Here is a 24175-nt window from a genome sequence, read left to right as displayed (position 1 = left end):
GAGAGGGATGTGACGGCGACACCGGGCACGCCAGCGACGCGGTCGTACCCGCCGTCGACCGTCCGGGCCCGGTCCGGGTCCACGGCCCTGCGCGACACCCTGACCCTGATGAGCCTGCCGGTGCTGGCCGCGCTCGCCCTGCCCGCCGCGTTCGCCGGCGGCGGGACCCGGCGCTGGTTCGGCGGCCGGGCGGAGAGCCAGCGGGCCGAGGCGCAGGCGGCGAAGGACGCCGCGGCGGCCGCGTTCTACGAACTGGACACCGCCCAGCGCGACCTGCGGATCTCCATAGAGACGATCACGGCCGTGGACGACTCCCCCGCCGCCCGGCGGGCCGTCGCCGACTTCGAGGCGCTCGGGCGGCGGATCGACGAGGTCAGCCAGCGCTACATCCAGGCCGTCGACGCCCATGACCTGGACCGGGACGATCTGGAGGCCGCCGCGGCCTCCCGGGCGCGCGCGGAGCTGACGTCCGCCAAGGACGAGCTGGTCCGGGTCAAGCAGGAGCTGGACCGTTTCGGCAGCTCGCTCGGGCCGCTGCTCGGCACGGCCGAGACCCAGCTGGCCCGGCTGGCGCCCGCCGTGGAGCGGGCCCGGCAGGCGCTGCTGGGCGCGAGCAACGCCCTGGACGCCGTACGGGAGCGGGGGCTGCGGGCCGATGACCTGGCCGGCCGGCTCGCCGCGCTCTCGCCGGAGCTGACCAGGCTGAACCAGGGCGCCGGGCAGCACGGGGTGGCGCAGACCCTGGAGCGGGCCGAGCGGGTGCAGCGGGAGGCAGGGGCGATCCGGGCCGAGGCCGAGCGGCTGCCGGAGAAGGCCGCCGAGATCGACCACCGGCTGGTCAGCCTGCGCACCCGCGCCCAGGCGCTCACCACCAGGGCCGCACAGGTGGACCCGGTGCTGAGCGAGCTGCGCCGTCGGTTCGCCGCCGCCTGCTGGCAGGACCTGCAGCATGTCCCCGAGCAGGCCGGGGAGAACGTACGGCAGGCCGAGCTGAAGCTCCGCGACGCCCAGGCGGCGCGGGACGCCCAGCGCTGGCCGGACGCCACCTCGCTGCTGTCGACGGTACGGGCCCTGCTGAACACCACCGACGAGGCCGTGTCGGCCGCCGGGGACCGGCTTGCCCGGCTGAACGCCGTACAGAAGGATCCGCAGGCCGAGATCGAGCGCACCCGGTTCGCGATCCGGGACGCCCAGCGGCTGGCCATGACGGGCCGTACGACCCCCGATCCCCGGCACGCCCGGCCACTGGACGACGCGGTGGCCCGGCTGGAGCGGGCGATCGCTTCGCTGGAGACCGGCCGGCACCCTGATTTCTGGCACTTCCTGACCGAGACGGATGCGGTGCGGCAGACGGCGGCTGCAGTGGTGGCGCAGATTCGCGAGGAGCGCGGGGGGCACTGAGGGGACCCGCCGCAGGGGCAGGTGTGTTGCCGCGTGGGCCGGGCAGGCGGATATTGGGTGGACGGATGGCCTCCGCTAGCGCCCGAGGGAGGCGGACATGGCCACACACGCAGTGCACACGCGGGACACGGGGCCGCGACGGCGGATCGAGTTCGACAAGCACCTGCCCGTCGACCACCGGCTGAACACGGTCTACCGGATCGGTGCGGGCCTGATCGGCGCGTTCCTCGTCGTCTTCGGCGTCCTGGGCCTGATCCACCACATCGGCTACTTCGACACCGGCGGAGCGACGGTCACCGGCCTGAACACCAACGGCACGCTGAGTGTGCTGTCGATCTGCATCGGCGCGATCCTGCTGGTCGGCATGGTGATCGGGGGGAACGTCGCGTCCACGCTGAACATGGTCCTCGGGATCCTGTTCCTGCTGAACGGCTTCCTGTTCCTCGGCCTGCTCGACACCCCCCACAACTTCCTGGCGTTCAAGATCCAGAACGTGCTGTTCAGCTTCGTCGTGGGCCTGCTGCTGATGACCTTCGGCATGTACGGCCGGGTCGGCTCGACCCTGCCGCACGACAACCCGTACTGGCGGGCCCGGCACCCGGAAGCCGTCGAGCGTGAGCAGGCCGACCAGTAATCTGTGGCCATGCCTCGCTACGAGTACCGGTGCCGCACCTGCGGTGACACCTTCGAACTGAGCCGTCCCATGGCCGAGTCCGCCGCCCCCGCGTCATGCCCCGCGGGGCATGACGACACGGTCAAGTTGCTGTCCACCGTCGCGGTGGGCGGCACGGCGGCTGCTCCGGCGCCGGGTGGGGGCGGCGGCTGTTGTGGCGGAGGGTGCTGCGGTTAGGCGCCCGTCGGGGGTGCGGTGCGGCTCGCCTTCAGGAACTCCCGTACGATCCGCTCCCCTGCCAGGATCCCCCGCTCCGGAAGTGCCACGACCTGTGGTGCGGCCCAGCCCGCGTCCGCCAGTTCGCCGTGACCGGGGCGCCAGCCTCGGTCGGCGGCGAGCAGGAGGTCGGCGTCCAGGAGGGAGTCACCCGCCGCGAGTGTCAGCTCCGCGCCGGCGCGGCGGGCGATCTCACGGACGGCCGCGCTCTTGGTGAGCGGCTTGGGGACGGCGTAGACCTTGCGGCCCTGGAGCGAGACGGTCCAGCCGCGGTTCTCCGCCCACACCGCCAGCTCCTTCACCCAGTCCTCGGGCAGCAGCTCGCGCTCGACGACGAGGTAGGCGAACAGGTCCTCGGCGACGCGGTGCTTGCGCACCCAGGCCGGGTCGGCCGAGCGCAGCAGATGGTCCTGGACCTCGGCCAGCGGCGCGCACTCGTCGGCGAGGCGGGCGAGGACACCGGCGTGCCAGTCGGTGTCCGTCACGCCGTCGACCAGCAGATGGCCGCCGTTGGCGCAGATCGCGTACTTCGGGGGCGGCCCGGGCAGGTTGATCCGCTGGTACTGCTTGCGCGTCCGGGTCGTCGTCGGCACGAAGACGGCCGTGTCGCCGAGGTCGGTCAGCAGCTGGGCCGCCGTCTCGGTCATGTAGGAGAGCGGCTTGGCCTCGTGCACCTCCACGCACAGCAGCCGGGGCGCCCGCGCGTCCGGCATGGTCAGCGCGAGGGCCGCCGAGGAGTAGATCAGCGTGCGGTCGAGGTCGCTCGCCACCAGCACCGGCATCAGACGTTCACCGCCCTGCCGTCGGCGCCCGTGGCACCGCGCGTGTACTTGGGGTGGATCAACCCGACGCAGGTGTACGGCAGTTCGCCGACCTCCTCGACGGGGACGCCCCTCTGCGCGGCGAGCAGGCGCACGTGGTCGAGGTCGGCGCCGGCCCCTGCGCGGGCCAGGATCTTCCAGGGCACCCGGCGCAGCAGCACCCGGGTGGTCTCGCCGACGCCGGGCTTGACGAGGTTCACGTCGTGGATGCCGTACTCCTCGCTGATCCGCTCCACGGCCCGCCAGCCGGCCCAGGTCGGGGCGCGGTCCTCGGCCATCAGCTCCTTGACCGCGGTGCCGACGCTGTCGGCGACCTCCGGGAAGCGGGCGGAGACGGCGTCGAGGAAGGCCACGGAGACGTCGGCGCCGGCGAGTTCGCGGTAGAACTTCGCGCCGTGGAAGTCGTCCGGACCGACCAGGTCCGCGCGGAGCACCGTACGGGAGATCAGGCCGGAGACGGTCGAGTTGAGGCAGGCGGAGGGTATGAGGAAGTCCTCGCGGGTGCCGTAGGTGCGCACGCAGGAGCCCGGGTCGGCGAGTACGGCGATCTCCGGGTCGAAGCCGGTGATGCCCTCCTTCGCCTCGAACTCCTCGACGGCCTGGGCGAGTTCGCGGGTGATGGCGCCCTTGCCGGTCCAGCCGTCGACGAACACCACGTCCCGCGGGTCGTGGTGGGCGGCGAGCCAGCGCAGCGCGTTGGCGTCGATGCCGCGGCCGCGCACGATCGACACCGCGTAGTGCGGCAGGTCGAGGCCGTGCCGGAACCGGGCCCAGCGGCGCATCAGGATGCCGACCGGCGTGCCCGCCCGGGCGAGCGAGACCAGCACCGGGCGTGGCGACCGCTCGGCGATGACAGCCTCGGTCACCACGCCGACCGCCTGGGCGATCCGGGCGGCGGAGACGTCGAGGGCCGCGTGGAACAGCTGCTGGTACTGCTCGCTGGGCTGGTACTCCACCGGCAGCGACTCGGCGTAGTGCGCGCCGCCGCTCTGGATGGCCTCCTCGCGCTCCTCGGTCGGCGCCTCCAGCGTGACGTCGGAGAGGTCCTGGAGCAGCCAGCCGACCTCCTCGGGCGCGTAGCTGGAGAATGCGGGGCCACGGAGGGGCTCGGGCAGCATGGCCGGCCTTTCGGGAGCGTGCGGGACGTACGAGGGGACGACCGCGAGCAGGACGTGCGGGGTGTGGGCGGCGAGGCGGGCCAGCAGGCCGTCGGGGGCGTGCAGGGCGGGGGTGTCGGCGACGGAGTCGACCACGGCCACGACGGCGTCGAAGCCGCCGCCTGCGACGTTGTAGGCGTAGCGGTCGCCGGGGCCGTCGGCCGGGTCGTCGTGGGCGGGGAAGACCAGGCGGGTACGGATCGCGTACCCCGGGTCGTCCAGCGCGAGGACGGGCGAGCGGGTGGTGGTGGAGAACCGCACCTCGGCGTCCGTGACCCGCTCCAGTTCGCGTGCGAGGCGCAGGGGGGCGTACATCAGCTCCTCGAAGCCGAGGACCAGGACGCGCCGGGCGCCGGCGGGGAGGGCGTCGCCTGTTCGGGCGGCCATGGCGGGCAGGGCGGCTTCGAGGCGGGCACGGTGAGCGGGCGTGAAGCCGTGCCGGCCGCCGTCGGGGAGGCCGGGGGGCCAGTGGAGCTCCACGCGGGTGACACGGCCGTACGACGGCTCGGGCGGGGCGTGCCGCCGGTCATGCTCGGCGACCAGCCGCTGCCCCTTGTCCAGCACGCCCTCCGGCAGCCGTACGGTCCCGGAGGCAGCGGCGATCAGGTCCACCCGGGCGCCGATCCCGGCGGCGAATCGATCCATCCGGTCGGCGTCCTCGGGCGAGCGCATGTCGACCAGGGCGACCACCACGTAACGCTTGCGCGGACAGCGTCCGTGCAGCTCACGGATGGTGTTCAGGACCGTGTTCCCGGTGGAGAACTCGTCGTCGACCAGGACCAGCGGACCATCTCCGGTCAGCAGGCCGGGGTCCTCGGGGAGCAGCAGATGGGAGGTGGCGTGCGAGTGGCTCTCCTCGAAGCCGCCCGCACGGGCGACCCCCGGCACCGGCCGACGGGTGGAGTGCAGATACGGCGCCGCACCGAGCCCGTCGGCGACCGCGTGGCCCAGCCCGGTCGCCGTCTCCGCGTAACCCAGGACCACGGCACCGGCGGCCTCGGCCTCACCGAGCAGCTCATGGACGCGTCGGCCCAGGCGGTGGCCGTACTCGTACACCACCGTCGGCGACTGCGGAACATGCTTGCCGAGCACGTTCGACACCAGCAGATGGGCCCGCTTGGGATTGCGCCGCAGGGCGAGCCCGAGCAGGCTCCGCAGGCCGTCGTCCCCCACGAGTTCGACCCCGAGCCGCTCGGCGACCCAGCTGCCGGACCAGACCCCGTCGTTCACTGCGTTCCTCATGCGTTCATTCCCGCGGCGAGCAGCTCCACGAAGCCGACGTCCTCATGGGCGACGCCGAAGACCTCGGCACGGAGCAGGGTCCGCTCGGCCCAGGCGCGGTGCGGCTTCACCTCGTTCATCTTGTTCGTATAGGCCGACCGGAGTACACCCCCGCCGCCGCGTTCCGGCCGCAGGATGTCCTGGGCGTCGCTGTACTCCTCGTGGCTGACCACGGACAGCGCGTGGACGGGCAGCACGTGGGAGGGGTGGATGCAGGTCTTGCCGAGCAGGCCGTTGGCCTGGTCGAGGGAGATCTCCCGCAGCAGTCCGTCCATGGCGTGCTCGATCAGCCTCTCGCGCAGCTCGACGGCCTGCACCTCCAGGAAGGGGCTCTGTCTCAGCTGCGGCTTGAACATGCGCTCGGAGACCCGGAAGTACTCCCACACGGGCCCGGTCACGGTGAATCCGGTGCCGTCGGCCCGGCCCAGCATGTTCACGACGTCGGCGATCACCGAGGCGACGACCTGCACGTCGTACGCGGTCATGTCGGGGGCGCGGCGCAGGCCGTAGGAGGAGCAGAAGTCGGTCACGCCGAGGCGCAGCGCCAGCACCCGGTCGCGGTACTTGTCGACCGCGCGGGCGATGCCCTCCAGGGTGTCCACGCGGGACTCCCGGTAGAGCAGCTCCGGGGACTCCAGGACGGGCATGGCGAACAGCCGGCGCCCGCTCTCGGCCTCGGCGGCCGTCAGGGCCTCCAGGAAGGGAATGCCGCGCTCCTCGGTGAACTTCGGCAGCACGAAGCCGGACAGCAGCCGCACGGACGGGCCGAGACGCCGTACCAGGTCGGGTATCTGCTCGGGGGTGCGTACCCGGATGAAGAGCAGCGGCGGCTCGGCGCCGGGCCGGGCGGCCAGGTCGGCGAACTGCCGGACGAGGTTCTCCTCGCCGGACACGACGTCCGCGTCGTCGATCGAGTCCTCCAGGCACAGCACCATCGAGATCACGCCGTTCCCGGCCTGCTTGACGATGTCGTCGGCGAGCCGCGGCCGGGTGGCCGGGCTGTACAGGGTGGCGCCGAGGGCGGCGGCGAGCAGCCGGGCCGGAGAGTCGGCGGTGAACGCGCACGGCTCCCGGTGGAAGAGGCGCTGCCGCACCTCGGGGGCGATGTGCCCGAAATGACGCATAGAACTCCCCCAGGGCGCGAGCCGGAGTCTCCGTGTTAGGTAAAGGGTGGCCGGTAATAGTACGTAGGGATCCATGTCAGGGGTTCCCTGAGGGCATGAATTTCTGGTAACTCGCCCATGTCGGCGGCGCACTGGGACACTACCCCCCGCATTGTCGTGGCCAGGACCGAGAAGGCAGGATGACCGCATGACGCACGCGATGCTGAAGGGGTCGAACGTCCCGCTGGAAGCCGAGACGGTCCGCGCCGTGCTGCGCTGGGCGCCCGGGCAGGGGGTCCCGGACGTGGACGCGTCGGCGCTGCTGCTGGGCCCCGACGGCCGTGTGCGCTCCGACGAGGACTTCGTCTTCTACAACCAGCCCCGGCACCCCTCCGGAAAGGTGTGGCGGCTGGGCAAGAAGCGCGTCGCCGAGGGGCTGACCGACACGATCCAGACGGACCTGCTCGGCGTCGAGCCGGACGTCGGCCGCATCCTGCTGGTGGCGTCCGCGGACGGGCTCACCTTCGACCGGGTTCCGGCGCTGTGCATCCTGCTGCACGACGCCGCGGTCGCCGACGCCGAGCCGCTGGCCCGGTTCGAGATCAGGCCGGAGACGGGTGCGGAGACGGCGCTGATCTGCGGCGAGCTGTACCGGCGCGGGGAGGGCTGGAAGTTCCGCGCGCTGGGCGAGGGGTATTCGAACGGGCTGAAGGGGCTCGCCACGGACTTCGGTATCTCGGTGGACGAGTCGGAGGCGGAGGAGGAGCCGACGCCGTCCCAGCCGCTCCCGCCCGAGCAGCCGACGTCCGCCGTGCCGCAGCAGCCGCCCGCATACGGCTATCCGCAGCCGGTGTCGGCTCCGCCGGCGTACGGATACCCTCAGCCGGTGCCGGTGCCGGTGGCCGCGGGGCCGGTGGATCCGAACTTCCGGCTGCCGCCGCAGGGGCCGCAGTTCGTCGGACGGTGAGTGTGCCTACCGGCTCACCGTTCCACCTTCGTCTTGTAGCCCCTGCCCCACTGCAGTCCCCACCCGTACAACCGGTCCAGCTCCCCCTGGAAGCCGTACACGAACTTCACCTCGCGGCGGACGACCAGTTCGCCCTTGACGTTCTCGATCATCACCACCGCGCAGGAGCGGGCCTGGGGATGGCGTTCGTCGAGGCCTATCTCGATGCGGGGGCCGTTGCTGGGGTAGAGGGTGACGATGGCGTGGGTGCGGTCGAAGGCCGGGGTCTGGTCGTAGATGTAGACGAAGACCAGCAGACGCTTGATGGCGTCGCGGTGGTCGAGGTTGATGTACATCGTCTCGCCGGACGCCGAGCCGAACCGGTCGTCGCCGCTGAGCTTGATGTACGGCGGTGCGTTGACGTCTCCGAGGTAGTTGCCGAGCGGCTGGACGACGCCCTTGGTGCCGTCCGTCAGTTCGTACAGGCAGCCCAGGTCCAGGTCGACGTTGACCATGCTCTGGCCGTGGCCGAGGACCTCCGGTGGCCTGAGGGCCTTGAAGGGGTGCCGGAAGAGGCTGGTGCGCTGGTTGCTGTCGAAGTCGGAGGTGCGCATCCGCCAGGTGAGGTTGATGCGCAGGTGGCCGGTGGCCGCGTCCTGCTTGGTGAGGGACACCGTCTGGTGCCGCCTGCTCAGTTCGATGGAGTTCGTCGAGGCGTTGCCCGCGTCGAAGTCGGCGGCGCTGGTGCCCCGCAGCCCGTCGAAGAAACCCATTCCCGCCCCCAGGTGGTCACGTACTCGTTCACCATCACTACGCCTTCGGGGCGGCCGACCGCGTCGGCCGCCCCGATTCAGAGCGTTCCTCACCGGGCGGGGTGTCACACCCCGTCACACCCCGGATCTGCCCCGTAGGGGATCCGGCTCACACCCCCGAGGAGACCTCGGCCTTCTCGTCGGTGCCCTCGCCCTCGGCCGCCAGTGCGCGGTTGCGGCGGACGGAGGACCAGAAGGACAGGGCGATCAGGATGACGCCGACGAGTCCGGTGATGACCTCGTTGATCTCGTACTGGATGGTGACCATGAGGATCACGGCCAGGGCGCCGATGGCGTAGTGGGCGCCGTGCTCCAGGTAGACGTAGTCGTCGAGGGTGCCCTGGCGGACCAGGTAGACCGTGAGGGAGCGGACGTACATGGCGCCGATGCCGAGGCCGAGGGCCATCATCACGATGTCGTTGGTGATGGCGAAGGCGCCGATCACGCCGTCGAAGGAGAAGGACGCGTCCAGGACCTCCAGGTAGAGGAACATGAAGAACGCTGCCTGGCCGGCCAGCAGCACCGCCGACTTCTTCTTGCCGGTGCGGGCGGCCTCTTCCTCCTCCTCGTGCTCGCGCTCCTCCTCTTCCTCGAGCCGGTCCTCGAAGTAGCCCGACAGACCGCCGACGATCATGTAGGTGATCAGGCCGGCGATGCCGGCGATCAGGACGGTCTGAGCCTTGTCGACATGGGCGCCGCCGTGCTGGTGGGCGTGGGTGGCGAAGGTGAAGGAGGTGATCAGCAGGACGATCAGGGCGATGCAGACCGCCAGCATGTCGACCTTGCCGAGCTTGGCCAGCGGCCGCTCCAGCCACTGCAGCCACTGGATGTCCCGGTCCTCGAAGATGAAGTCCAGGAAGATCATCAGCAGGAACATCCCGCCGAACGCGGCGATCGCCGGGTGGGCGTCGGTGACCAGCTGCTGGTAGCGGTCCTTGTCGGTGAGGGCCAGGTGGACCGCGTCGTAGGGGTTGAGCTTGGCGGTCATGGCGACGATCACGACGGGGAAGACCAGCCGCATGCCGAACACCGCGATGAGAACGCCGACCGTGAGGAAGATCTTCTGCCAGAAGGCGTTCATCTTCTTCAGGATGCCGGCGTTGACCACCGCGTTGTCGAAGGACAGCGAGATCTCGAGGACGGCGAGGATCGCCACCACGCCGAAGGCCTCCCACCCCCCGTAGAAGACCGCGGCGACCAGGCCGAGCGCGGTGATCGCGAACGACCAGCCGAAGGTTTTCAGAAGCACTGGCTACCCAATCGTGTGTGTACGGGGCTCCCCCGCGCCGTACTCGGCTTTGCTAAACGTTGACCCCGAGTCTAGAGGTGCACCCTACCGGCGGTACCGCCGAGGGCAACTCTCACCGAAAAGCCACAGCACGAACCCTGGGAGGGTGCTCGGCTACGAGACGTTCACCCCGAAGTCGAGGGCGATGCCGCGCAGGCCCGAGGCGTACCCCTGGCCGACGGCGCGGAACTTCCATTCGCCCTGGTAGCGGTACAGCTCGCCGAAGATCATGGCGGTCTCGGTGGAGGCGTCCTCGCTGAGGTCGTAGCGGGCGAGTTCCTGGCCGTCGGCCTGGTTGACCACCCGGATGAAGGCGTTGGAGACCTGGCCGAAAGTCTGGCCGCGCTCGTCGGCCATGTGGATCGAGACCGGGAAGACGATCTTCTCGCAGTGCGCCGGCACCTTGCCGAGGTCGATCAGGATCGACTCGTCGTCGCCCTCGCCCTCACCGGTGAGGTTGTCACCGGTGTGCTCCACCGAGCCGTCGGGGCTCTTGAGCTGGTTGTAGAAGACGAACCACTCGTCGCCCAGGACGCGGTTGCCGGCGCCGCACAGCAGTGCGCTGGCGTCCAGGTCGAAGGGGGCGCCCGTGGTGGAACGCGCGTCCCAGCCGAGCCCGATCATGACGTTGGTGAGGTTCGGTGCGGCTTTGGAGAGGGAGACATTGCCTCCCTTGGCGAGCGTGACGCCCATGATGGTGGTCCTCCCCTAGTGGTGCTTTCCCTGGTTGTCCTGCGCGTCCGGCGCCGCCCGTAAACGGTGCGGCGCCGGACGGTGCAGGTGTCGTAACCCTGCCGGGATCAGACGTTGACGCCGAAGTCCTGCGCGATGCCGCGCAGGCCCGAGGCGTAGCCCTGGCCGATGGCGCGGAACTTCCACTCCGCCCCGTGCCGGTACAGCTCGCCGAAGACCATGGCGGTCTCGGTGGAGGCGTCCTCGCTCAGGTCGTAGCGGGCGATCTCCTGGCCGCCGGCCTGGTTCACCACGCGGATGTAGGCGTTGCGGACCTGGCCGAAGGACTGCTGGCGGTTCTCGGCGTCGTAGATCGACACCGGGAAGACGATCTTCTCGATGTCGGCCGGGACTCCGGCGAGGTTGACCTTGATCACCTCGTCGTCGCCCTCGCCCTCACCGGTGAGGTTGTCTCCGGTGTGCTCGACCGAGCCCTCGGGGCTCTTGAGGTTGTTGAAGAAGACGAAATGCTGGTCGCTCGCGACCTTGCCGGAGTTGTTCAGCAGCAGCGCGCTGGCGTCGAGGTCGAAGTCACTGCCGGTCGTGGTGCGGGCGTCCCAGCCCAGGCCGACGAGGACCGCGGTCAGACCCGGGGCCTCCTTCGTCAGCGATACGTTGCCGCCCTTGCTGAGGCTGACTCCCACGAGTCCTCCATGTGGTGTCCAGGGGCGGGGAGCCCCGTCGTGCTTCGGATATGGGATCAACGTTCCGATCCTAGTGACGGGTTCCCGCCCCCCGCAGACCCTGGACCCGGAGAATCACAGGTGTCGGCCACGGTCGGCCTACAGGGCCTACAGGGTGTCGAGCGCCCTCACGTAGTCGTTCAGGTCGCGCGCGTCCGGCAGGCCGTTGACCACGGTCCACCGCACGACGCCCTCCTTGTCGATGACGAAGGTGCCCCGGACGGCGCATCCCTTGTCCTCGTCGAAGACGCCGTACGCGCGCGAGACGTTGCCGTGCGGCCAGAAGTCGCTGAGCAGCGGGTATTCCAGGCCCTCCTGCTCGGCGAAGACGCGCAGGGTGTGCATGGAGTCGTTGGAGACGGCGAGCAGCTGGGTGTCGCGGTCCGCGAACTTCGGCAGGTTGTCGCGCAGCTCGCACAGCTCGCCGGTGCAGACGCCGGTGAAGGCGAAGGGGTAGAAGAGCAGGACCACGTTCTTCTCGCCGCGGAAGTCCGAGAGCTTCACGCTGCGGCCGTGGTTGTCCTTGAGCTCGAAGTCGGGCGCCTTGTCGCCGACCTGGATCGCCATCGTCGTGCATCCCTTCGGTGGGCTGTTCGGGTGAGCGCACAGCAGAACGCTCGGGTCCACCCTACGCAGGGATCACCGGGGGCTTCCGGACGGGCTGGGGCGAATTCCAGCCCGTCCGGCGGTGGGAGAGGAGATCACCTCTTGGACTTGGCCGCCTTCGGAGTGGCCAGCCGGCTTCCGCTCCAGTCCTTGCCCACACTGACGCTCTTCGACGCCGTCAGACCGGCCGTCGTGGCGGCGTCCTGGATGTCGCTCGGCTCCACGTACCCCGAACGGCCGGTCTTCGGCGTCAGGAGCAGGATCGCGCCGCCCTCTTCGATGTACGTGGTGGCGTCCACCAGCGCATCCGTCAGGTCGCCGTCGTCGTCACGGAACCACAGCACAACGGCGTCGGCCACGTCGTCGTAGTCCTCGTCCATCAGGTCGCCTTCGACGATTTCCTCGATGGCCTCGCGAAGCTCCTGATCGACGTCGTCGTCGTAGCCGATCTCCTGGACCACCTGCCCGGGCTGGAACCCCAGCCTGGCGGCAGGGTTCGTCCGCTCCTCCGCGTGGTCCGCGGTCGCGCTCACGGGTTGCCTCCTGATCATGTCTTGATGAATATCTCAGCCACGCGCGTGCGCGAAGCATTGGCCGTAGTCCACACGGGCGGGGCGGATCGCGCAAGTACCCGGCCGTCTGGACCGCCGAAACGGTGACGATCCCGGCCGTGTCGCCGCAACTCCTGGCACCGTATCCCGATTCCGCGTGACCCACATCACACCGATGTGCCCGGTTTGCGCCGTTCGAAATCATCTCAGAATCATCCGGCGATCCGCCCCTCGAACACCTTTGCCAAGCACGTCACACCCCGGGCGTATCGTTGCGTTTTGACCGATGGAGGCACCGAGAGACACCGAGGAGATGACGTACGCGGTCCCGAGGTACACGATGGGGAACGGTGTATCCCGGTGCGGAAAATCGGCCCTCTGACAGGTATCGGCCCTCTGACAGGTAAGGAACAGCGTGGCTTCCGGATCCGATCGCAATCCGATCATCATTGGCGGCCTTCCGAGTCAGGTTCCTGACTTCGATCCCGAAGAAACCCAGGAGTGGCTCGACTCCCTCGACGCCGCCGTGGACGAGCGCGGCCGGGAGAGGGCCCGCTACCTCATGCTCCGGCTGATCGAGCGGGCCCGCGAGCGGCGCGTGGCCGTGCCCGAGATGCGCAGCACGGACTACGTCAACACGATCGCCACCAAGGACGAGCCGTTCTTCCCGGGCAACGAGGAGATCGAGCGCAAGATCCTCAACGCGACCCGCTGGAACGCGGCCGTGATGGTCTCGCGCGCCCAGCGCCCCGGCATCGGCGTCGGCGGCCACATCGCCACCTTCGCCTCCTCGGCCTCGCTGTACGACGTCGGCTTCAACCACTTCTTCCGCGGCAAGGACGAGGGCGACGGCGGCGACCAGGTCTTCTTCCAGGGCCACGCCTCCCCTGGCATCTACGCGCGCGCGTACCTGCTCGACCGGCTCGCAGGGAACCAGCTGGACGGCTTCCGCCAGGAGAAGTCGAAGTACCCGAACGGCCTGTCCAGCTACCCGCACCCGCGCTCGATGCCGGACTTCTGGGAGTTCCCGACCGTCTCCATGGGCCTCGGCCCGCTCGCCGCGATCTACCAGGCGCGGATGAACCGCTACATGGAGGCGCGCGGGATCGCGGACACCTCCAGGTCGCACGTGTGGGCGTTCCTCGGCGACGGCGAGATGGACGAGCCGGAGTCGCTCGGCCAGCTGTCCATCGCGGCCCGGGAGGGCCTGGACAACCTGACCTTCGTCGTCAACTGCAACCTGCAGCGGCTCGACGGTCCGGTGCGCGGCAACGGCAAGATCATCCAGGAGCTGGAGTCGATCTTCCGGGGCGCCGGCTGGAACGTGATCAAACTGATCTGGGACCGCTCGTGGGACCCCCTGCTCGCGCAGGACCGCGACGGCGTCCTGGTCAACAAGATGAACACGACCCCGGACGGGCAGTTCCAGACCTACGCCACCGAGTCGGGCGCGTACATCCGCGAGCACTTCTTCGGCGACGACCAGCGGCTGCGCGCGATGGTCGAGAACATGACCGACCACCAGATCCTGATGCTGGGCCGCGGCGGTCACGACCACCGGAAGATCTACGCGGCGTACAAGGCGGCTCTGGAGCACAAGGGCCAGCCGACGGTCATCCTGGCCAAGACGGTCAAGGGCTGGACGCTGGGACCGAACTTCGAGGGCCGCAACGCCACGCACCAGATGAAGAAGCTGACGGTCGACGACCTCAAGCGCTTCCGGGACCGGCTGCACCTGCCGATCTCCGACAAGGAGCTGGAGTCCGGCCTGCCGCCGTACTACCACCCGGGCCGGAACACGGACGAGATCCAGTACATGCACGACATGCGCCGGCAGTGCGGTGGGTACGTCCCGACGCGCGTCGTGCGCTCCAAGCCGCTCGCGCTGCCGGACGACAAGGCGTACGCGACGGTGAAGAAGGGCACGGGCCAGCAGTCCATCGCCACGACGATGGCCTTCGTGCGACTCCTCAAGGACCTCATGCGGGACAAGGAGATCGGCCGGCGGTTCGTGCTGATCGCCCCGGACGAGTACCGCACGTTCGGCATGGACTCCTTCTTCCCGAGCGCGAAGATCTACAACCCGCTGGGCCAGCAGTACGAGTCGGTGGACCGGGAGCTGCTGCTCGCCTACAAGGAGTCGCCGACCGGCCAGATGCTGCACGACGGCATCTCCGAGGCGGGCTGCACGGCCTCCCTGATCGCGGCGGGCTCGGCCTACGCCACACACGGCGAGCCGCTGATCCCGGTCTACGTCTTCTACTCGATGTTCGGTTTCCAGCGCACCGGCGACCAGTTCTGGCAGATGGCCGACCAGCTGGCACGCGGATTCGTACTCGGCGCGACCGCCGGCCGTACGACCCTGACCGGTGAGGGTCTGCAGCACGCGGACGGTCACTCGCAGCTGCTCGCCTCGACCAACCCCGCGTGCGTGGCCTACGACCCGGCGTACGCCTACGAGATCGCGCACATCGTCCAGGACGGCCTGCGCCGGATGTACGGCGGCGACGCCGAGCACCCGCACGGCGAGGACGTCTTCTACTACCTGACCGTCTACAACGAGCCCATCCAGCACCCGGCCGAGCCGGCGAACGTGGACGTCGAGGGCATCCTCAAGGGCGTCCACAAGCTCAGCGAGGGCACGGGCGGCTCGCTCCCGGCGCAGATCATGGCGTCCGGCGTGGCGGTCCCCTGGGCGCTGGAGGCCCAGCGGATCCTCGCCGAGGACTGGAACGTGCGCGCCGACGTCTGGTCGGCCACCTCCTGGAACGAGCTGCGCCGCGAGGCGGTGGCGTGCGAGGAGCACAACCTGCTGCACCCGGAGGAGGAGCAGCGGGTGCCGTATGTGACGCGGAAGCTCAGCGGTGCCGAGGGTCCGTTCGTGGCCGTGTCCGACTGGATGCGATCGGTTCCGGACCAGATCGCGCGGTGGGTGCCGGGCACGTACCAGTCGCTGGGCGCGGACGGCTTCGGCTTCGCCGACACCCGGGGCGCGGCGCGGCGCTACTTCCACATCGACGCCCAGTCGATCGTCGTCACGGTGCTGACCGAGCTGGCCCGCGAGGGCAAGGTGGACCGCTCGGTGCTGAAGCAGGCCATCGACCGGTACCAGCTGCTGGACGTGTCGGCGGCGCATCCGGGGGCGGCGGGCGGCGACGCGTAGCCTCCCCCACTCTCGGCTGCGCTCGAGCGGGGGCACCCCCATCGCTCGGCTTTGACCGGGCGGCAACCGGGGAGGGCCTGCGTGTTCGATGCCGGGTGCGGGCGCGTGGGGGCTGTTCGCGCAGTTCCCCGCGCCCCTCGGGGCGCGTTCGCCGTCTCACGGTCTATGTCGCACATCCGGACGCCGGGTGACGCGGTGTGGTCGTCGTTCACGACGATGACGACTGCGGGGAGTGCCCCGTAAGGGGCGCGGGGAACTGCGCGACCAGCCACGGCGGACCCGCACCCCGGCAACGGCGAGAAATCCCACCCCAGTTGCCGCATGGCCAAAGCGCCGCAGGCGCTGGCGCGCGCAGCCCCCTCCGCAGCGCGCGCCACAGCCCGGCGGTCCTCCCATGGCCCTGCGGAGGACTTGACCCACTGTGACCTGCGGCGCGCGCCCGGTGCGAGCGATCTTTAGCGGAGTCACCCTGATAGGGGAACTCTGCCCGGAAGACGCCCTGTCGGAGCCCGGGCAGAGGCACTCAGATGTGGCCCACGCCCGCGCCCGCCTCCGCGTTCGCGCCCCGCTTGGTGAGCAGCGCGACGAGCACGGCGACCGCCGCCACGCCCGCGGCGACCAGGGAGGCGAGGCTCATGCCGGAGATGAAGGTGTGGTGGGCGACCTCGGTGATCTTCGCGGCGACCTGCGCCGGCACACCCTTCGGCACCGGGGCGACGCCCACCTGAACCGCCTCCGAGGCCTTGCCCAGCTGACCGGGAGTCAGCTGCGGCAGGCCGGCGCCGGTCCAGTTGCCCGGCAGGTCGCTGTCCACCTTGGAGGCCATCACGGCACCCAGCACGGCCGTACCGAGGCTGCCGCCGATCTGCATGGCCGCCTGCTGGAGGCCGCCCGCCACGCCCGAGAGTTCCATCGGGGCGTTGCCGACGATGACCTCCGTCGCGCCGACCATGACCGGCGCGAGGCCGAGGCCGAGCAGCGCGAACCAGACCGACATCACACCGCTGCCGGTGCCGGCCTTGAGCGTCGACATGCCGTACATGGCGATCGCGGTCGCGGCCATGCCGCCGGCCAGCGGGATGCGCGGGCCGAGCTTGGTGATCGCGGCACCGGCGAGCGGTGAACCGACGATCATCATGCCGGTGAGCGGCAGCAGGTGCAGACCGGCGTCGATGGGGCTCATGCCGTGAACGTTCTGGAGGTAGAACGTGACGAAGAAGAGCCCGCCCATGAACGCGATGGCCATGAGGACCATGAGGACCACGCCCGCCGACAGCGGTATCGAGCGGAAGAGGCCCAGCGGGATCAGGGGCTCTGCGACCCTCGTCTCCCAGAAGGAGAACGCGGCGAAGAGCACCACGGACGCGCCGATGAACAGCCACGTCCTACCGTCGCCCCAGCCCCAGGTCGGTGCCTTGATCAGGGCCCAGACCAGGCAGAACATCGCGCCGGACAGCAGCGCGATGCCGAGGACGTCGAAGGAGCGCGGCGCGTTCTGCGCGCGGTGGTCGCGCAGGATCAGCACACCCAGGACCAGGGCGAGCGCGCCGACCGGCACGTTGATGAAGAACACCGACTGCCAGTTGACGTGCTCGACGAGGACGCCGCCGAGGATCGGGCCGCCCGCGGTGGACGCGCCGATCACCATGCCCCAGATGCCGATGGCCATGTTGAGCTTCTCGGCCGGGAAGGTGGCCCGCAGCAGGCCGAGCGCGGCCGGCATCAGCAGCGCGCCGAACAGGCCCTGGAGGACGCGGAAGGTGACGACCGCGGCGATGCTGTGGGACAGGCCGATGGCGCCGGACGCGGCGGCGAAACCCGTCACGCCGATGAGGAAGGTCTGCCGGTGGCCGAAGCGGTCACCGAGCTTGCCCGCGGTGATCAAGGTGACCGCGAGGGCGAGGAAGTAGCCATTGGTGATCCACTGGACATCGGCGAAGGTCGCGCCCAGGTCTTCCTTGATGGTCGGGTTGGCGATCGCCACGATCGTGCCGTCGAGGGCCACCATCATGACGCCCACGGCGACGGTGATGAGGGTGAGCCAGGGATGGCCGCGCAGCCCCGCGGCCGGAGGCGACTCGAGCGGGGGTGCCGCGTCCCCCGGCCCCGTCGCGTCGATGGTGGTCTGACTAGTCATGCGTTCGAGGCTAGTGACAGCCACTGACAATTGACAAACCGTTTCATCAGTCAGTTACTGACACCTATGGAAACACTGCGCGAACGGAAGAAACAGCGCACCCGGGAAGCACTGCTGCGGGCCGCCCTGGAGCTCTTCACCACCCAGGGCTACGAGCACACGACCGTCGACGAGATCGCCGAGGCCGTCGACGTCTCGCAGCGCACCTTCTTCCGTTACTTCGCCGGCAAGGAGGACGCGGCCTTCGCCGTCCAGGAGATGACGGAGGCGCGCTTCGTCGAGGCCGTACGCGCGCGTCCGCCGCACGAGGCGCCGCTGGAGGCCCTCCGGCAGGCGGTCCTGGAGGGCTGGGACGGGATCCGGGAGACCGTCGAGTCGGCCGTCCCGGTCGAGCTGTATCTGCGCATGTACCGGACGATCGAGTCGACGCCCGCGCTGCTCGCCGCCCATCTGCGCCGCTCGGCGGCCACGGAGGAGACGATCGCGCGCCTGCTGGCCGAGCGCGAGGGCGTGGACGTGGACGCCGACCCGCGACCGCGGCTGGCCGTGGCCGTGTTCGGCGGAGTGATAAGGGTCACCGAACGGCAGTGGTGCACGGGCGACGACTTCAGTCTGGTGGCGATCCGTCAACTCACCGCGTCCTACCTCGATCAGGTGGGTTCGGCACTTTTCGGGAACTGGCGCTCAAACCGAGATCGTTGACTGCGCGTTCGACGCTTCGCGAAACGTGATACCTGTCACTCGGTTACCCCGAGACCCTCCCGTTCTCCTAGTGTGTCCTCCCAGTGACTTCCTTCGACACCTCCCCGCAACTGAACGCCTGGCGCGCCCTGCTGGCGCTGGCCGTCGTGTTCGTGATGCTCGCGACCACCGGCTGGACCGCTCTGCACACCCACAGGGAGTCGACCGCACTGCAGGCCTCGCTCGCCAAGTGGGAGCACGGCAGCATCCACGGTCTCCGTCTGCCGGACCCCCAGGCCGCGCCGTCCCTGCTCGGCCGTTTCTTCGCGTCCCTCTCCCCCGAGGACCAGAGCCGTGTCGCCCGCCGCTACCCGCTCGCGGTCGGCAACATGAACGGCGCCCCCGTCGCCTTGCGCTACCGCGCCAACCACATCGCGCTGGAGCAGCAGCGCAGGGTCGAGAAGAAGCGCATGCACGACAGCCGGCTCAGCGCGGCCGGACAGCAGGACGCGGTCCGTCGTATGCACCGCTACGAGGACCTGACGAGCCCCGGCCGGCAGATCCTGGCCTTCGACCCCGAGGGCTCGGGCCGTATCGCGGAGGTGTTCGGGAACCTGGACACGGCGCAGCGGATCACGGTCGTCGTCCCCGGCGTGGACACCGATCTGCTCACCTTCCAGAGGACCAACCGCGAGTACACCGCCCCGGTCGGCATGGCCAAGGCGCTGTACGCGGCGGAGCGCGCACAGAGCCCCGCGACCCGTACGGCCGTGATCGCCTGGGCCGACTACACCGCCCCCGACGGGCTCGGTGTGGACGCGGCCACCGGGCTGCGCGCCGAGGAGGGCGCCGTACGGCTGAACGCGCTGCTGGGCGGCCTGCCCGGGCGCGCTCCGGTGACGACGGTCTGTCACAGCTACGGCTCCGTGGTCTGCGGGGTGGCCGCGCACGCCATGCCGCGCCGGGTGACCGACATAGCGGTGGCCGCGAGCCCCGGCATGCGCGTCTCCAGCGCCTCCCACCTGGACACCAAGGCCCGGGTGTGGGCCATGCGGGACTCCAGCGACTGGATCCAGGACGTGCCGTATCTGGAGCTCGGCGGCCTCGGGCACGGCGCCGATCCGGTGTCCCCGGCATTCGGCGCGCGCGTGCTGTCCGCCGGGGACGCGCAGGGCCACGCCGGCTATTTCCAGCCGGGCACGGAAAGTCTGCGCAACCTCGCCGACGTGGCCGTCGGGGCCTACGACGAGGTGTCGTGCGCACGCGAGGACGACCTGTGCCGGGCCGGTGTGTCCGGCACTACCCCGGCCGGACGCGCGTAGAAACAGCAGGAAGTGCGGTCTGCGCGGGTGGCGACGGAGGGGCACGTGCCGCATACGATGAGCCACATGGGTGACGTACTGGCGGGTTTTCATGCCGTCTGGGAGTTCGAGTCCGACTCCGTGCTCATCCGTTACGAACGGGGGATCCGGACACCGAAGCTGTTCCAGGCACTTGGCGAACGGCGGGTCCCGCTGTCCGCGGTCGAGGGCGTGACGCTCTCCCCGGGCAAGCGCGGCACCGTCGTGCTGCGGCTGCTGCCGCGTGCCGGCGCCGATCCGCTGATGGAGGCGGCGGCCGGGCAGCTGAAGGAGGGCTCCGATCCGTACCGGCTGGTGCTGCCGGCCGAGCGGGAGACCCTCGCCGAGTACTACGCCGACGAACTGAAGGGGCGGTTGACCGATTCCGGGCCCGCCGACCGCCCTCTGGTGACGGCGCCCGAGGCGCCCCTGTCGTTCAAGGCGTACGACGGGAAGGCGAGCTTCGACGGTACGGCCGTGCAGTTCCGCTGGTCCTGGACGGGCGCGTCCTCGGCCAAGTGGAAGGCGGGCGACCAGAGCTTTCCGGTCACGGAGCTGAGCGGGGTGGAGTGGCGGTCGCCGGAGGTGTTCGAGGGACACCTGCGACTGGTCCGCCGCTCGGCCGAGCCGGCCGCCGTGCAGCCCGATCAGGATCCGGCGGCCCTTGTCTTCGGGCTGGGGTACGGGCCGGTGCACGAGTCGCTGCCGTTCGCCGCGGCCGTCCTCGCCGCCGTACGCACGCGGGGGCCGGTACCCGTGGTACCGGCCCGGTCCCGGCGCGACCCCGCCGACATCGCCGAACGGATCCGGCATCTGGGGGAGTTGCACCAGGCCGGGTTGGTCACCGACGAGGAGTTCTCCTCCAAGAAGGCCGAGTTGCTGGCGGAACTCTGAGCTACTCGCGGCCCGCGGAGGTGAACGCCATGTCCGCGTAGCGGGCGCCCGCCACCTTGCCCGCGATGGGCTCCAGCCGGGACAGTTCCTCGTCGGTCAGGACGATCGCCGTCGCCGCCACGTTCTCCTCCACCCGGCCCGGCTTGCGGGTGCCCGGGATGGGGACCACCGGCAGGGCGTCGATCACCGCCCGCTGCTGCACCCAGGCCAGGGCGATCTGGCCGAGGGTGGCGTCGTGGGCCTCGGCGATGGCGCGGATCGGCTCCAGGAGGGCCGCGTTGGCGGCCGCGTTGGCGCCGGTGAAGCGGGGCTGCTGACGGCGGAAGTCGTCGGCCGTGAGCTCCCGTTCGGCGTGGGTGAAGGAGCCGGTGAGGAAGCCGCGGCCGAGCGGCGAGTACGGCACCAGACCGACGCCCAGGTCACGCGCGGCCGGTACGACCTTCGCCTCGATGTCCCGGCTGAACAGGGACCACTCCGACTGCACGGCCGCGATCGGGTGCACGGCGTGCGCGGCGCGCAGCTCGTCGGCGGTGACCTCGCTCAGCCCGAGGTGCTTGACCTTGCCCTCGCGGACCAGCTCCGCCATCGTGCCGACCGTCTCCTCGATGGGGACGTTCACGTCGCGGCGGTGCATGTAGTACAGGTCGATCACGTCGACGCCGAGCCGCTCGAGGCTCGCCTCGACGGCCTGGCGGATGTACGGGGCGTCGTTGCGGATGATCCGCTTGGTCGGGTCGTCCTGCGGGATCGACAGGGCGAACTTGGTGGCGATGACCACCTCGTCCCGGTGCGCCGTGAAGAACGGGGACAGGAACCGCTCGTTCTCGCCGGCGCCGTAGGCGTCCGCCGTGTCGTACAGCGTCACGCCCAGCTCCAGCGCCCGCTCCAGCGCGGCGCGCGCCTGGCCGGCGTCCGTGGGGCCGTACGCGAAGCTCATGCCCATGCAGCCGAGGCCCTGAACGCCGACCTCCGGCCCGCCCTCGCCGAGCCGTACCGTCGGAATCCTCGTGTCGGTCATCGCGTGGTCCCCTCCGACGCGTAGAAGCTGATCTTGCGGTCGAGTACGGCGAGCGTGTCCCGCAGCTCGGCGATCCTGTTCAGGACGTCCCGGCGGGTCGACTCCAGCAGCTCCCGGCGTTCCCCGTAGGTGCTCTCGCCCTCCCGGACCAGTTCCGCGTACCGGACCATGTCGGCCACCGGCATGCCGGTCAGCCGCAGCTTGGTCACGAAGTCCAGCCAGTCCAGGTCGCGGTTGCTGTAGCGCCGCTGACCGGTGTGCGAGCGGTCGACGTGCGGCATCAGGCCGATCCGCTCGTACCACCGCAGGGTGTGCGCGGTCAGGCCGGTGAACGCGACGACCTCGCTGATCGTGTAGCGGTCCTGGCCGTCGGGGCGTGGATGGCGCCTGGGCGGGGCGGAGCAGATGTCGGCGGGGGTCGTCGGTGCGGTGTCCGCTGGCGTGGTCTGCATCACCGTCATGGCCCCCACGCTATGGCCTTGGAGTGCACTCCAAGCAAGCTGGTTCGGTAAGAAATGCGCGGGACGCGGGCTGGGGCTGCTGGCTAGCGTGTGGCGCATGAGTCTCGTACGCCGGGCGCTGCCCGAGGATGCCATGGAAGTGCTGCGTCTGCGTCAGGTGATGATCGACTCCCTGGGGAGCGCGGGAGGCGGCGGGCCGACGGACTGGCACGCCGAGTCGCTGCCGGGACTGCGGGAGCGCCTGGCCGAGCCGGACGGCGACTTCGCCGCCTTCGTCGTGGACCACCCGGACCGGCCGGGGGCGCTGGCCGCGCTGGCGGTCGGAACGCTGGAGTACCGCATCGGGAAGGCCGGCAATCCGCACGGGCGGGTGGGGTACGTCTTCAGCGTCGCGACCGACCCGGACGCCCGGCGGCGCGGGTACGCGCGCGCGTGCATGGAGGAGCTGCTGGCCTGGTTCCGGGAGCGTGGCGCGGGTCAGGTGCTGCTGAACGCCTCTGCCGAGGCCGAGCCGCTGTACGCCTCGCTGGGCTTCACCCGGGATCCGGACCCGTCGATGCGGCTGCTGCTGTGAGCCGCATAGGCTCGGCTGCATGTCGTTGAACAGCTTGACGAGCACCGCGTCGATCGAGAAGTGGCCCGTGCCCACCGCGGCGGCGGGTGTCGTACGGGCCGACGGGACCGTCCTCGGGACGCACGGTCCCGTCGGGCACCGCTTTCCGCTCGCCTCGGTCACCAAGCCGCTGGCCTCGTACGCGGCGCTGGTCGCGTACGAGGAGGGCGCGATCGAGCTGGACGAGCCGGCCGGGCCGCCCGGCTCGACCGTCCGCCACCTCCTCGCGCACACCTCCGGGCTGGCCTTCGACGAGCACAGGGTGATGGCGCCGCCCGGTGAGCGCCGGCTCTACTCCAACGCCGGGTTCGAGCAGCTCGGGGACCACATCGCCAAGGCGACGGACATCCCCTTCGCCGAGTATCTGCGGCAGGCGGTGCTGGAGCCGCTGGGCATGACGTCGACGTCGCTGGAGGGCTCACCGGCCAAGGACGGCGTGTCCACGGTGGCCGACCTGCTGCGGTTCGCGGCGGAGGTGCAGGCGCCGCGGCTGCTGGATCCACGGACGGTCGCGGAGGCGATGAGCGTGCAGTACCCCGGGACGAAGGGGGTGCTTCCGGGATACGGCCACCAGAACCCGAACGACTGGGGGCTGGGCTTCGAGATCCGTGACTCCAAGTCGCCCCACTGGACGGGCGGTTCGTCGTCGCCGCGTACCTTCGGTCACTTCGGGCAGTCGGGTACGTTCCTGTGGATCGACCCGGACGCGGGCCTGGCGTGCGCCGCGCTGACCGACCGGGCGTTCGGCCCCTGGGCGATCGAGGCGTGGCCGGCGTTCACCGACGCGGTGCTGCGGGAGACCCGCGGGGTGGGCTGATCTCCGGCCGTTGGAGGCCGGCCACCGCCTATGGGGCGGCGGACAGCTCCCACACCAGCACCTCGGCCCGTGTCATCCCCACCGCCTCCAGGCCCCGGGCACCGGTGACCCGGGCCGCGTCGCCCGGGCCGAGCGTCTCGCCGGCCAGCCGCACCTCGCCGCGCACGACATGGACGTACAGGTACTCCGCGTCCGGCACGGCGGTCCGCTCCCCCGCGCTCAGGCGGCGTACGTGGAGCATCGCACCCGCCGCCGGGACGGCGTACGGGGTGGCGTCGGCTATGCCGGGGACGATCTCGTACGACGGGTCCCCGCCGGGCTCCCGCGGCGCCAGCCACATCTGCAGGAAGGTCAGCGGGACCGTGCCGTCGTTGCGTTCGACGTGGCGGACGCCCCTGGCCGCGCTGAGGTGCTGGACGTCACCGGCCCGGACCCGGGTCTCGTGGCCCGTGGAGTCGCGGTGGGTCAGCTCGCCCTCGATCACCCAGGTGACGATCTCGGTGTGGCTGTGCGGGTGTTCGCCGAAGCCGGCACCGGGCGCGAGCCGCTCCTCGTTGCAGGCGATGACCGCGCCGAAGCGGAGGTTGTCGGGGTCGTAGTGGGGGCCGAAGGAAAAGGCGTGCCAGGACTCGATCCCGGCCGCCGGCTCGCCCCCCGGGTAGCGCTCGTCGGCGCGCCGTACGTCCATCACGCGCACCACCGTAGACCCCCGCGGGCAGGCCTCCGGTACGGGCAAGGACGACCCAGCGGCGCACCCCGTCGTCCGGATAAGGCAGTCTTG

General features: G+C 70.5%; 23 protein-coding genes. 10 read left to right on the top strand and 13 right to left on the bottom strand.

From position 1 onward, the window contains the following. Window positions 1–9 precede the first annotated feature (9 nt). From ABT288_RS20665 to ABT288_RS20655, 3 genes are all read left to right on the top strand, one after another. On the top strand, window positions 10–1401 hold the full coding sequence (locus tag ABT288_RS20665; RefSeq protein WP_351609639.1) for a coiled-coil domain-containing protein: 1392 nt from the start codon (window positions 10–12) through the stop codon (window positions 1399–1401). A gap of 97 nt (window positions 1402–1498) precedes the next feature. Beyond that, window positions 1499–2035 (top strand): DUF4383 domain-containing protein, encoded by a 537-nt coding sequence (locus ABT288_RS20660; protein ID WP_351609637.1) that lies wholly within the window; start codon window positions 1499–1501, stop codon window positions 2033–2035. Between the two features lie 9 nt (window positions 2036–2044). Beyond that, on the top strand, window positions 2045–2251 hold the full coding sequence (locus ABT288_RS20655) for an FmdB family zinc ribbon protein (protein ID WP_351609634.1): 207 nt from the start codon (window positions 2045–2047) through the stop codon (window positions 2249–2251). On the opposite strand, the gene ABT288_RS20650 is transcribed toward ABT288_RS20655, so the two are convergent. From ABT288_RS20650 to ABT288_RS20640, 3 genes are read right to left on the bottom strand one after another with little or no spacing between them, the layout of a single operon-like run. Continuing rightward, window positions 2248–3072, bottom strand: coding sequence for an HAD family hydrolase (locus ABT288_RS20650; RefSeq protein WP_351609632.1), 825 nt, complete (start codon window positions 3070–3072; stop codon window positions 2248–2250). The genes ABT288_RS20655 and ABT288_RS20650 overlap by 4 nt on opposite strands. Beyond that, window positions 3072–5510: a phosphoribosyltransferase gene (locus ABT288_RS20645; protein ID WP_351609629.1), complete on the bottom strand. Its 2439-nt coding sequence runs from the start codon at window positions 5508–5510 to the stop codon at window positions 3072–3074. The genes ABT288_RS20650 and ABT288_RS20645 overlap by 1 nt, the downstream gene beginning before the upstream one ends. Continuing rightward, the gene (locus ABT288_RS20640) at window positions 5507–6673 is read right to left on the bottom strand and encodes an HpcH/HpaI aldolase/citrate lyase family protein (RefSeq protein ID WP_351609627.1); all 1167 of its coding nucleotides are present in this window, start codon (window positions 6671–6673) and stop codon (window positions 5507–5509) included. Before ABT288_RS20640 ends, ABT288_RS20645 begins: the two co-directional genes overlap by 4 nt. Window positions 6674–6860: 187 nt before the next feature. Between ABT288_RS20640 and ABT288_RS20635 the strand changes: the two genes are divergently transcribed. Beyond that, window positions 6861–7619 (top strand): TerD family protein, encoded by a 759-nt coding sequence (locus ABT288_RS20635; protein WP_351609624.1) that lies wholly within the window; start codon window positions 6861–6863, stop codon window positions 7617–7619. A 14-nt stretch (window positions 7620–7633) separates the two neighbouring features. Here the strand turns inward: ABT288_RS20635 and ABT288_RS20630 are convergent, their stop codons facing one another. From ABT288_RS20630 to ABT288_RS20605, 6 genes are all read right to left on the bottom strand, one after another. Next, the gene (locus tag ABT288_RS20630; RefSeq protein WP_351609621.1) at window positions 7634–8371 is read right to left on the bottom strand and encodes a TerD family protein; all 738 of its coding nucleotides are present in this window, start codon (window positions 8369–8371) and stop codon (window positions 7634–7636) included. A gap of 148 nt (window positions 8372–8519) precedes the next feature. Further along, complete coding sequence (locus ABT288_RS20625; RefSeq protein WP_351609618.1) at window positions 8520–9659, bottom strand: DUF475 domain-containing protein; 1140 nt, start codon at window positions 9657–9659, stop codon at window positions 8520–8522. 153 nt (window positions 9660–9812) lie between these two features. Beyond that, window positions 9813–10391: a TerD family protein gene (locus ABT288_RS20620; RefSeq protein ID WP_351609616.1), complete on the bottom strand. Its 579-nt coding sequence runs from the start codon at window positions 10389–10391 to the stop codon at window positions 9813–9815. Between the two features lie 107 nt (window positions 10392–10498). Then, entirely contained in the window at window positions 10499–11074 is a 576-nt protein-coding gene (locus ABT288_RS20615; protein ID WP_023551098.1) for a TerD family protein, read from the bottom strand. Window positions 11075–11221: 147 nt separating this feature from the next. Continuing rightward, window positions 11222–11680: a peroxiredoxin gene (locus tag ABT288_RS20610; RefSeq protein ID WP_351609614.1), complete on the bottom strand. Its 459-nt coding sequence runs from the start codon at window positions 11678–11680 to the stop codon at window positions 11222–11224. A gap of 134 nt (window positions 11681–11814) precedes the next feature. Continuing rightward, complete coding sequence (locus ABT288_RS20605; RefSeq protein WP_351609612.1) at window positions 11815–12252, bottom strand: DUF3052 domain-containing protein; 438 nt, start codon at window positions 12250–12252, stop codon at window positions 11815–11817. A gap of 433 nt (window positions 12253–12685) precedes the next feature. On the opposite strand from ABT288_RS20605, the gene aceE reads away from it, so the two are divergent. Further along, a complete protein-coding gene (aceE, locus tag ABT288_RS20600; protein ID WP_351609609.1) occupies window positions 12686–15433 on the top strand; it encodes a pyruvate dehydrogenase (acetyl-transferring), homodimeric type in 2748 nt (915 codons plus the stop codon). 523 nt (window positions 15434–15956) lie between these two features. Here the strand turns inward: aceE and ABT288_RS20595 are convergent. Then, window positions 15957–17570, bottom strand: coding sequence for an MFS transporter (locus ABT288_RS20595; RefSeq protein WP_351609607.1), 1614 nt, complete (start codon window positions 17568–17570; stop codon window positions 15957–15959). Between the two features lie 66 nt (window positions 17571–17636). Between ABT288_RS20595 and ABT288_RS20590 the strand changes: the two genes are divergently transcribed. The 3 genes from ABT288_RS20590 to ABT288_RS20580 all read left to right on the top strand — a co-directional run bounded on the left by ABT288_RS20590 (window position 17637) and on the right by ABT288_RS20580 (window position 20485). After that, window positions 17637–18272 (top strand): TetR family transcriptional regulator, encoded by a 636-nt coding sequence (locus tag ABT288_RS20590; protein WP_351609605.1) that lies wholly within the window; start codon window positions 17637–17639, stop codon window positions 18270–18272. Between the two features lie 83 nt (window positions 18273–18355). Then, complete coding sequence (locus ABT288_RS20585) at window positions 18356–19573, top strand: alpha/beta hydrolase (RefSeq protein WP_351609603.1); 1218 nt, start codon at window positions 18356–18358, stop codon at window positions 19571–19573. Window positions 19574–19639: 66 nt separating this feature from the next. After that, window positions 19640–20485, top strand: a complete 846-nt coding sequence (locus tag ABT288_RS20580; protein ID WP_351609600.1) for a DUF4429 domain-containing protein — start codon at window positions 19640–19642, stop codon at window positions 20483–20485. A gap of 1 nt (window position 20486) precedes the next feature. Here ABT288_RS20580 and ABT288_RS20575 read toward each other — a convergent pair whose 3' ends face one another. Both ABT288_RS20575 and ABT288_RS20570 read right to left on the bottom strand, forming a co-directional pair. Further along, entirely contained in the window at window positions 20487–21503 is a 1017-nt protein-coding gene (locus tag ABT288_RS20575; RefSeq protein ID WP_351609597.1) for an aldo/keto reductase, read from the bottom strand. After that, on the bottom strand, window positions 21500–21964 hold the full coding sequence (locus tag ABT288_RS20570) for a MerR family transcriptional regulator (protein ID WP_351609594.1): 465 nt from the start codon (window positions 21962–21964) through the stop codon (window positions 21500–21502). The genes ABT288_RS20575 and ABT288_RS20570 overlap by 4 nt, the downstream gene beginning before the upstream one ends. A gap of 97 nt (window positions 21965–22061) precedes the next feature. Between ABT288_RS20570 and ABT288_RS20565 the strand changes: the two genes are divergently transcribed. Both ABT288_RS20565 and ABT288_RS20560 read left to right on the top strand, forming a co-directional pair. Next, window positions 22062–22538: a GNAT family N-acetyltransferase gene (locus tag ABT288_RS20565; RefSeq protein WP_351609591.1), complete on the top strand. Its 477-nt coding sequence runs from the start codon at window positions 22062–22064 to the stop codon at window positions 22536–22538. Between the two features lie 19 nt (window positions 22539–22557). Then, the gene (locus ABT288_RS20560; protein WP_351609589.1) at window positions 22558–23394 is read left to right on the top strand and encodes a serine hydrolase domain-containing protein; all 837 of its coding nucleotides are present in this window, start codon (window positions 22558–22560) and stop codon (window positions 23392–23394) included. 28 nt (window positions 23395–23422) lie between these two features. On the opposite strand, the gene ABT288_RS20555 is transcribed toward ABT288_RS20560, so the two are convergent. Continuing rightward, window positions 23423–24082 (bottom strand): pirin family protein, encoded by a 660-nt coding sequence (locus tag ABT288_RS20555; protein WP_351609662.1) that lies wholly within the window; start codon window positions 24080–24082, stop codon window positions 23423–23425. Between the last annotated feature and the right edge of the window lie 93 nt (window positions 24083–24175).

The sequence above is a fragment of the Streptomyces sp. NPDC001093 genome, from assembly GCF_040298985.1.
In the GTDB taxonomy this organism is placed as follows: Bacteria; Actinomycetota; Actinomycetes; order Streptomycetales; family Streptomycetaceae; genus Streptomyces.
This window is presented reverse-complemented; position numbering and strand designations above follow the sequence as displayed.

Bases quoted from the DNA above. Each gene is read 5' to 3' on its own strand.
- ABT288_RS20660 (WP_351609637.1), top strand. From the start codon at position 1,499: ATGGCCACACACGCAGTGCACACGCGGGACACGGGGCCGCGACGGCGG.
- ABT288_RS20655 (WP_351609634.1), top strand. From the start codon at position 2,045: ATGCCTCGCTACGAGTACCGGTGCCGCACCTGCGGTGACACCTTCGAA.
- ABT288_RS20650 (WP_351609632.1), bottom strand. From the start codon at position 3,072: ATGCCGGTGCTGGTGGCGAGCGACCTCGACCGCACGCTGATCTACTCC.
- ABT288_RS20645 (WP_351609629.1), bottom strand. From the start codon at position 5,510: ATGAGGAACGCAGTGAACGACGGGGTCTGGTCCGGCAGCTGGGTCGCC.
- ABT288_RS20640 (WP_351609627.1), bottom strand. From the start codon at position 6,673: ATGCGTCATTTCGGGCACATCGCCCCCGAGGTGCGGCAGCGCCTCTTC.
- ABT288_RS20635 (WP_351609624.1), top strand. From the start codon at position 6,861: ATGACGCACGCGATGCTGAAGGGGTCGAACGTCCCGCTGGAAGCCGAG.
- ABT288_RS20630 (WP_351609621.1), bottom strand. From the start codon at position 8,371: ATGGGTTTCTTCGACGGGCTGCGGGGCACCAGCGCCGCCGACTTCGAC.
- ABT288_RS20620 (WP_351609616.1), bottom strand. From the start codon at position 10,391: ATGGGCGTCACGCTCGCCAAGGGAGGCAATGTCTCCCTCTCCAAAGCC.
- ABT288_RS20610 (WP_351609614.1), bottom strand. From the start codon at position 11,680: ATGGCGATCCAGGTCGGCGACAAGGCGCCCGACTTCGAGCTCAAGGAC.
- ABT288_RS20595 (WP_351609607.1), bottom strand. From the start codon at position 17,570: ATGACTAGTCAGACCACCATCGACGCGACGGGGCCGGGGGACGCGGCA.
- ABT288_RS20590 (WP_351609605.1), top strand. From the start codon at position 17,637: ATGGAAACACTGCGCGAACGGAAGAAACAGCGCACCCGGGAAGCACTG.
- ABT288_RS20580 (WP_351609600.1), top strand. From the start codon at position 19,640: ATGGGTGACGTACTGGCGGGTTTTCATGCCGTCTGGGAGTTCGAGTCC.
- ABT288_RS20575 (WP_351609597.1), bottom strand. From the start codon at position 21,503: ATGACCGACACGAGGATTCCGACGGTACGGCTCGGCGAGGGCGGGCCG.
- ABT288_RS20570 (WP_351609594.1), bottom strand. From the start codon at position 21,964: ATGACGGTGATGCAGACCACGCCAGCGGACACCGCACCGACGACCCCC.
- ABT288_RS20565 (WP_351609591.1), top strand. From the start codon at position 22,062: ATGAGTCTCGTACGCCGGGCGCTGCCCGAGGATGCCATGGAAGTGCTG.
- ABT288_RS20560 (WP_351609589.1), top strand. From the start codon at position 22,558: ATGTCGTTGAACAGCTTGACGAGCACCGCGTCGATCGAGAAGTGGCCC.
- ABT288_RS20555 (WP_351609662.1), bottom strand. From the start codon at position 24,082: ATGGACGTACGGCGCGCCGACGAGCGCTACCCGGGGGGCGAGCCGGCG.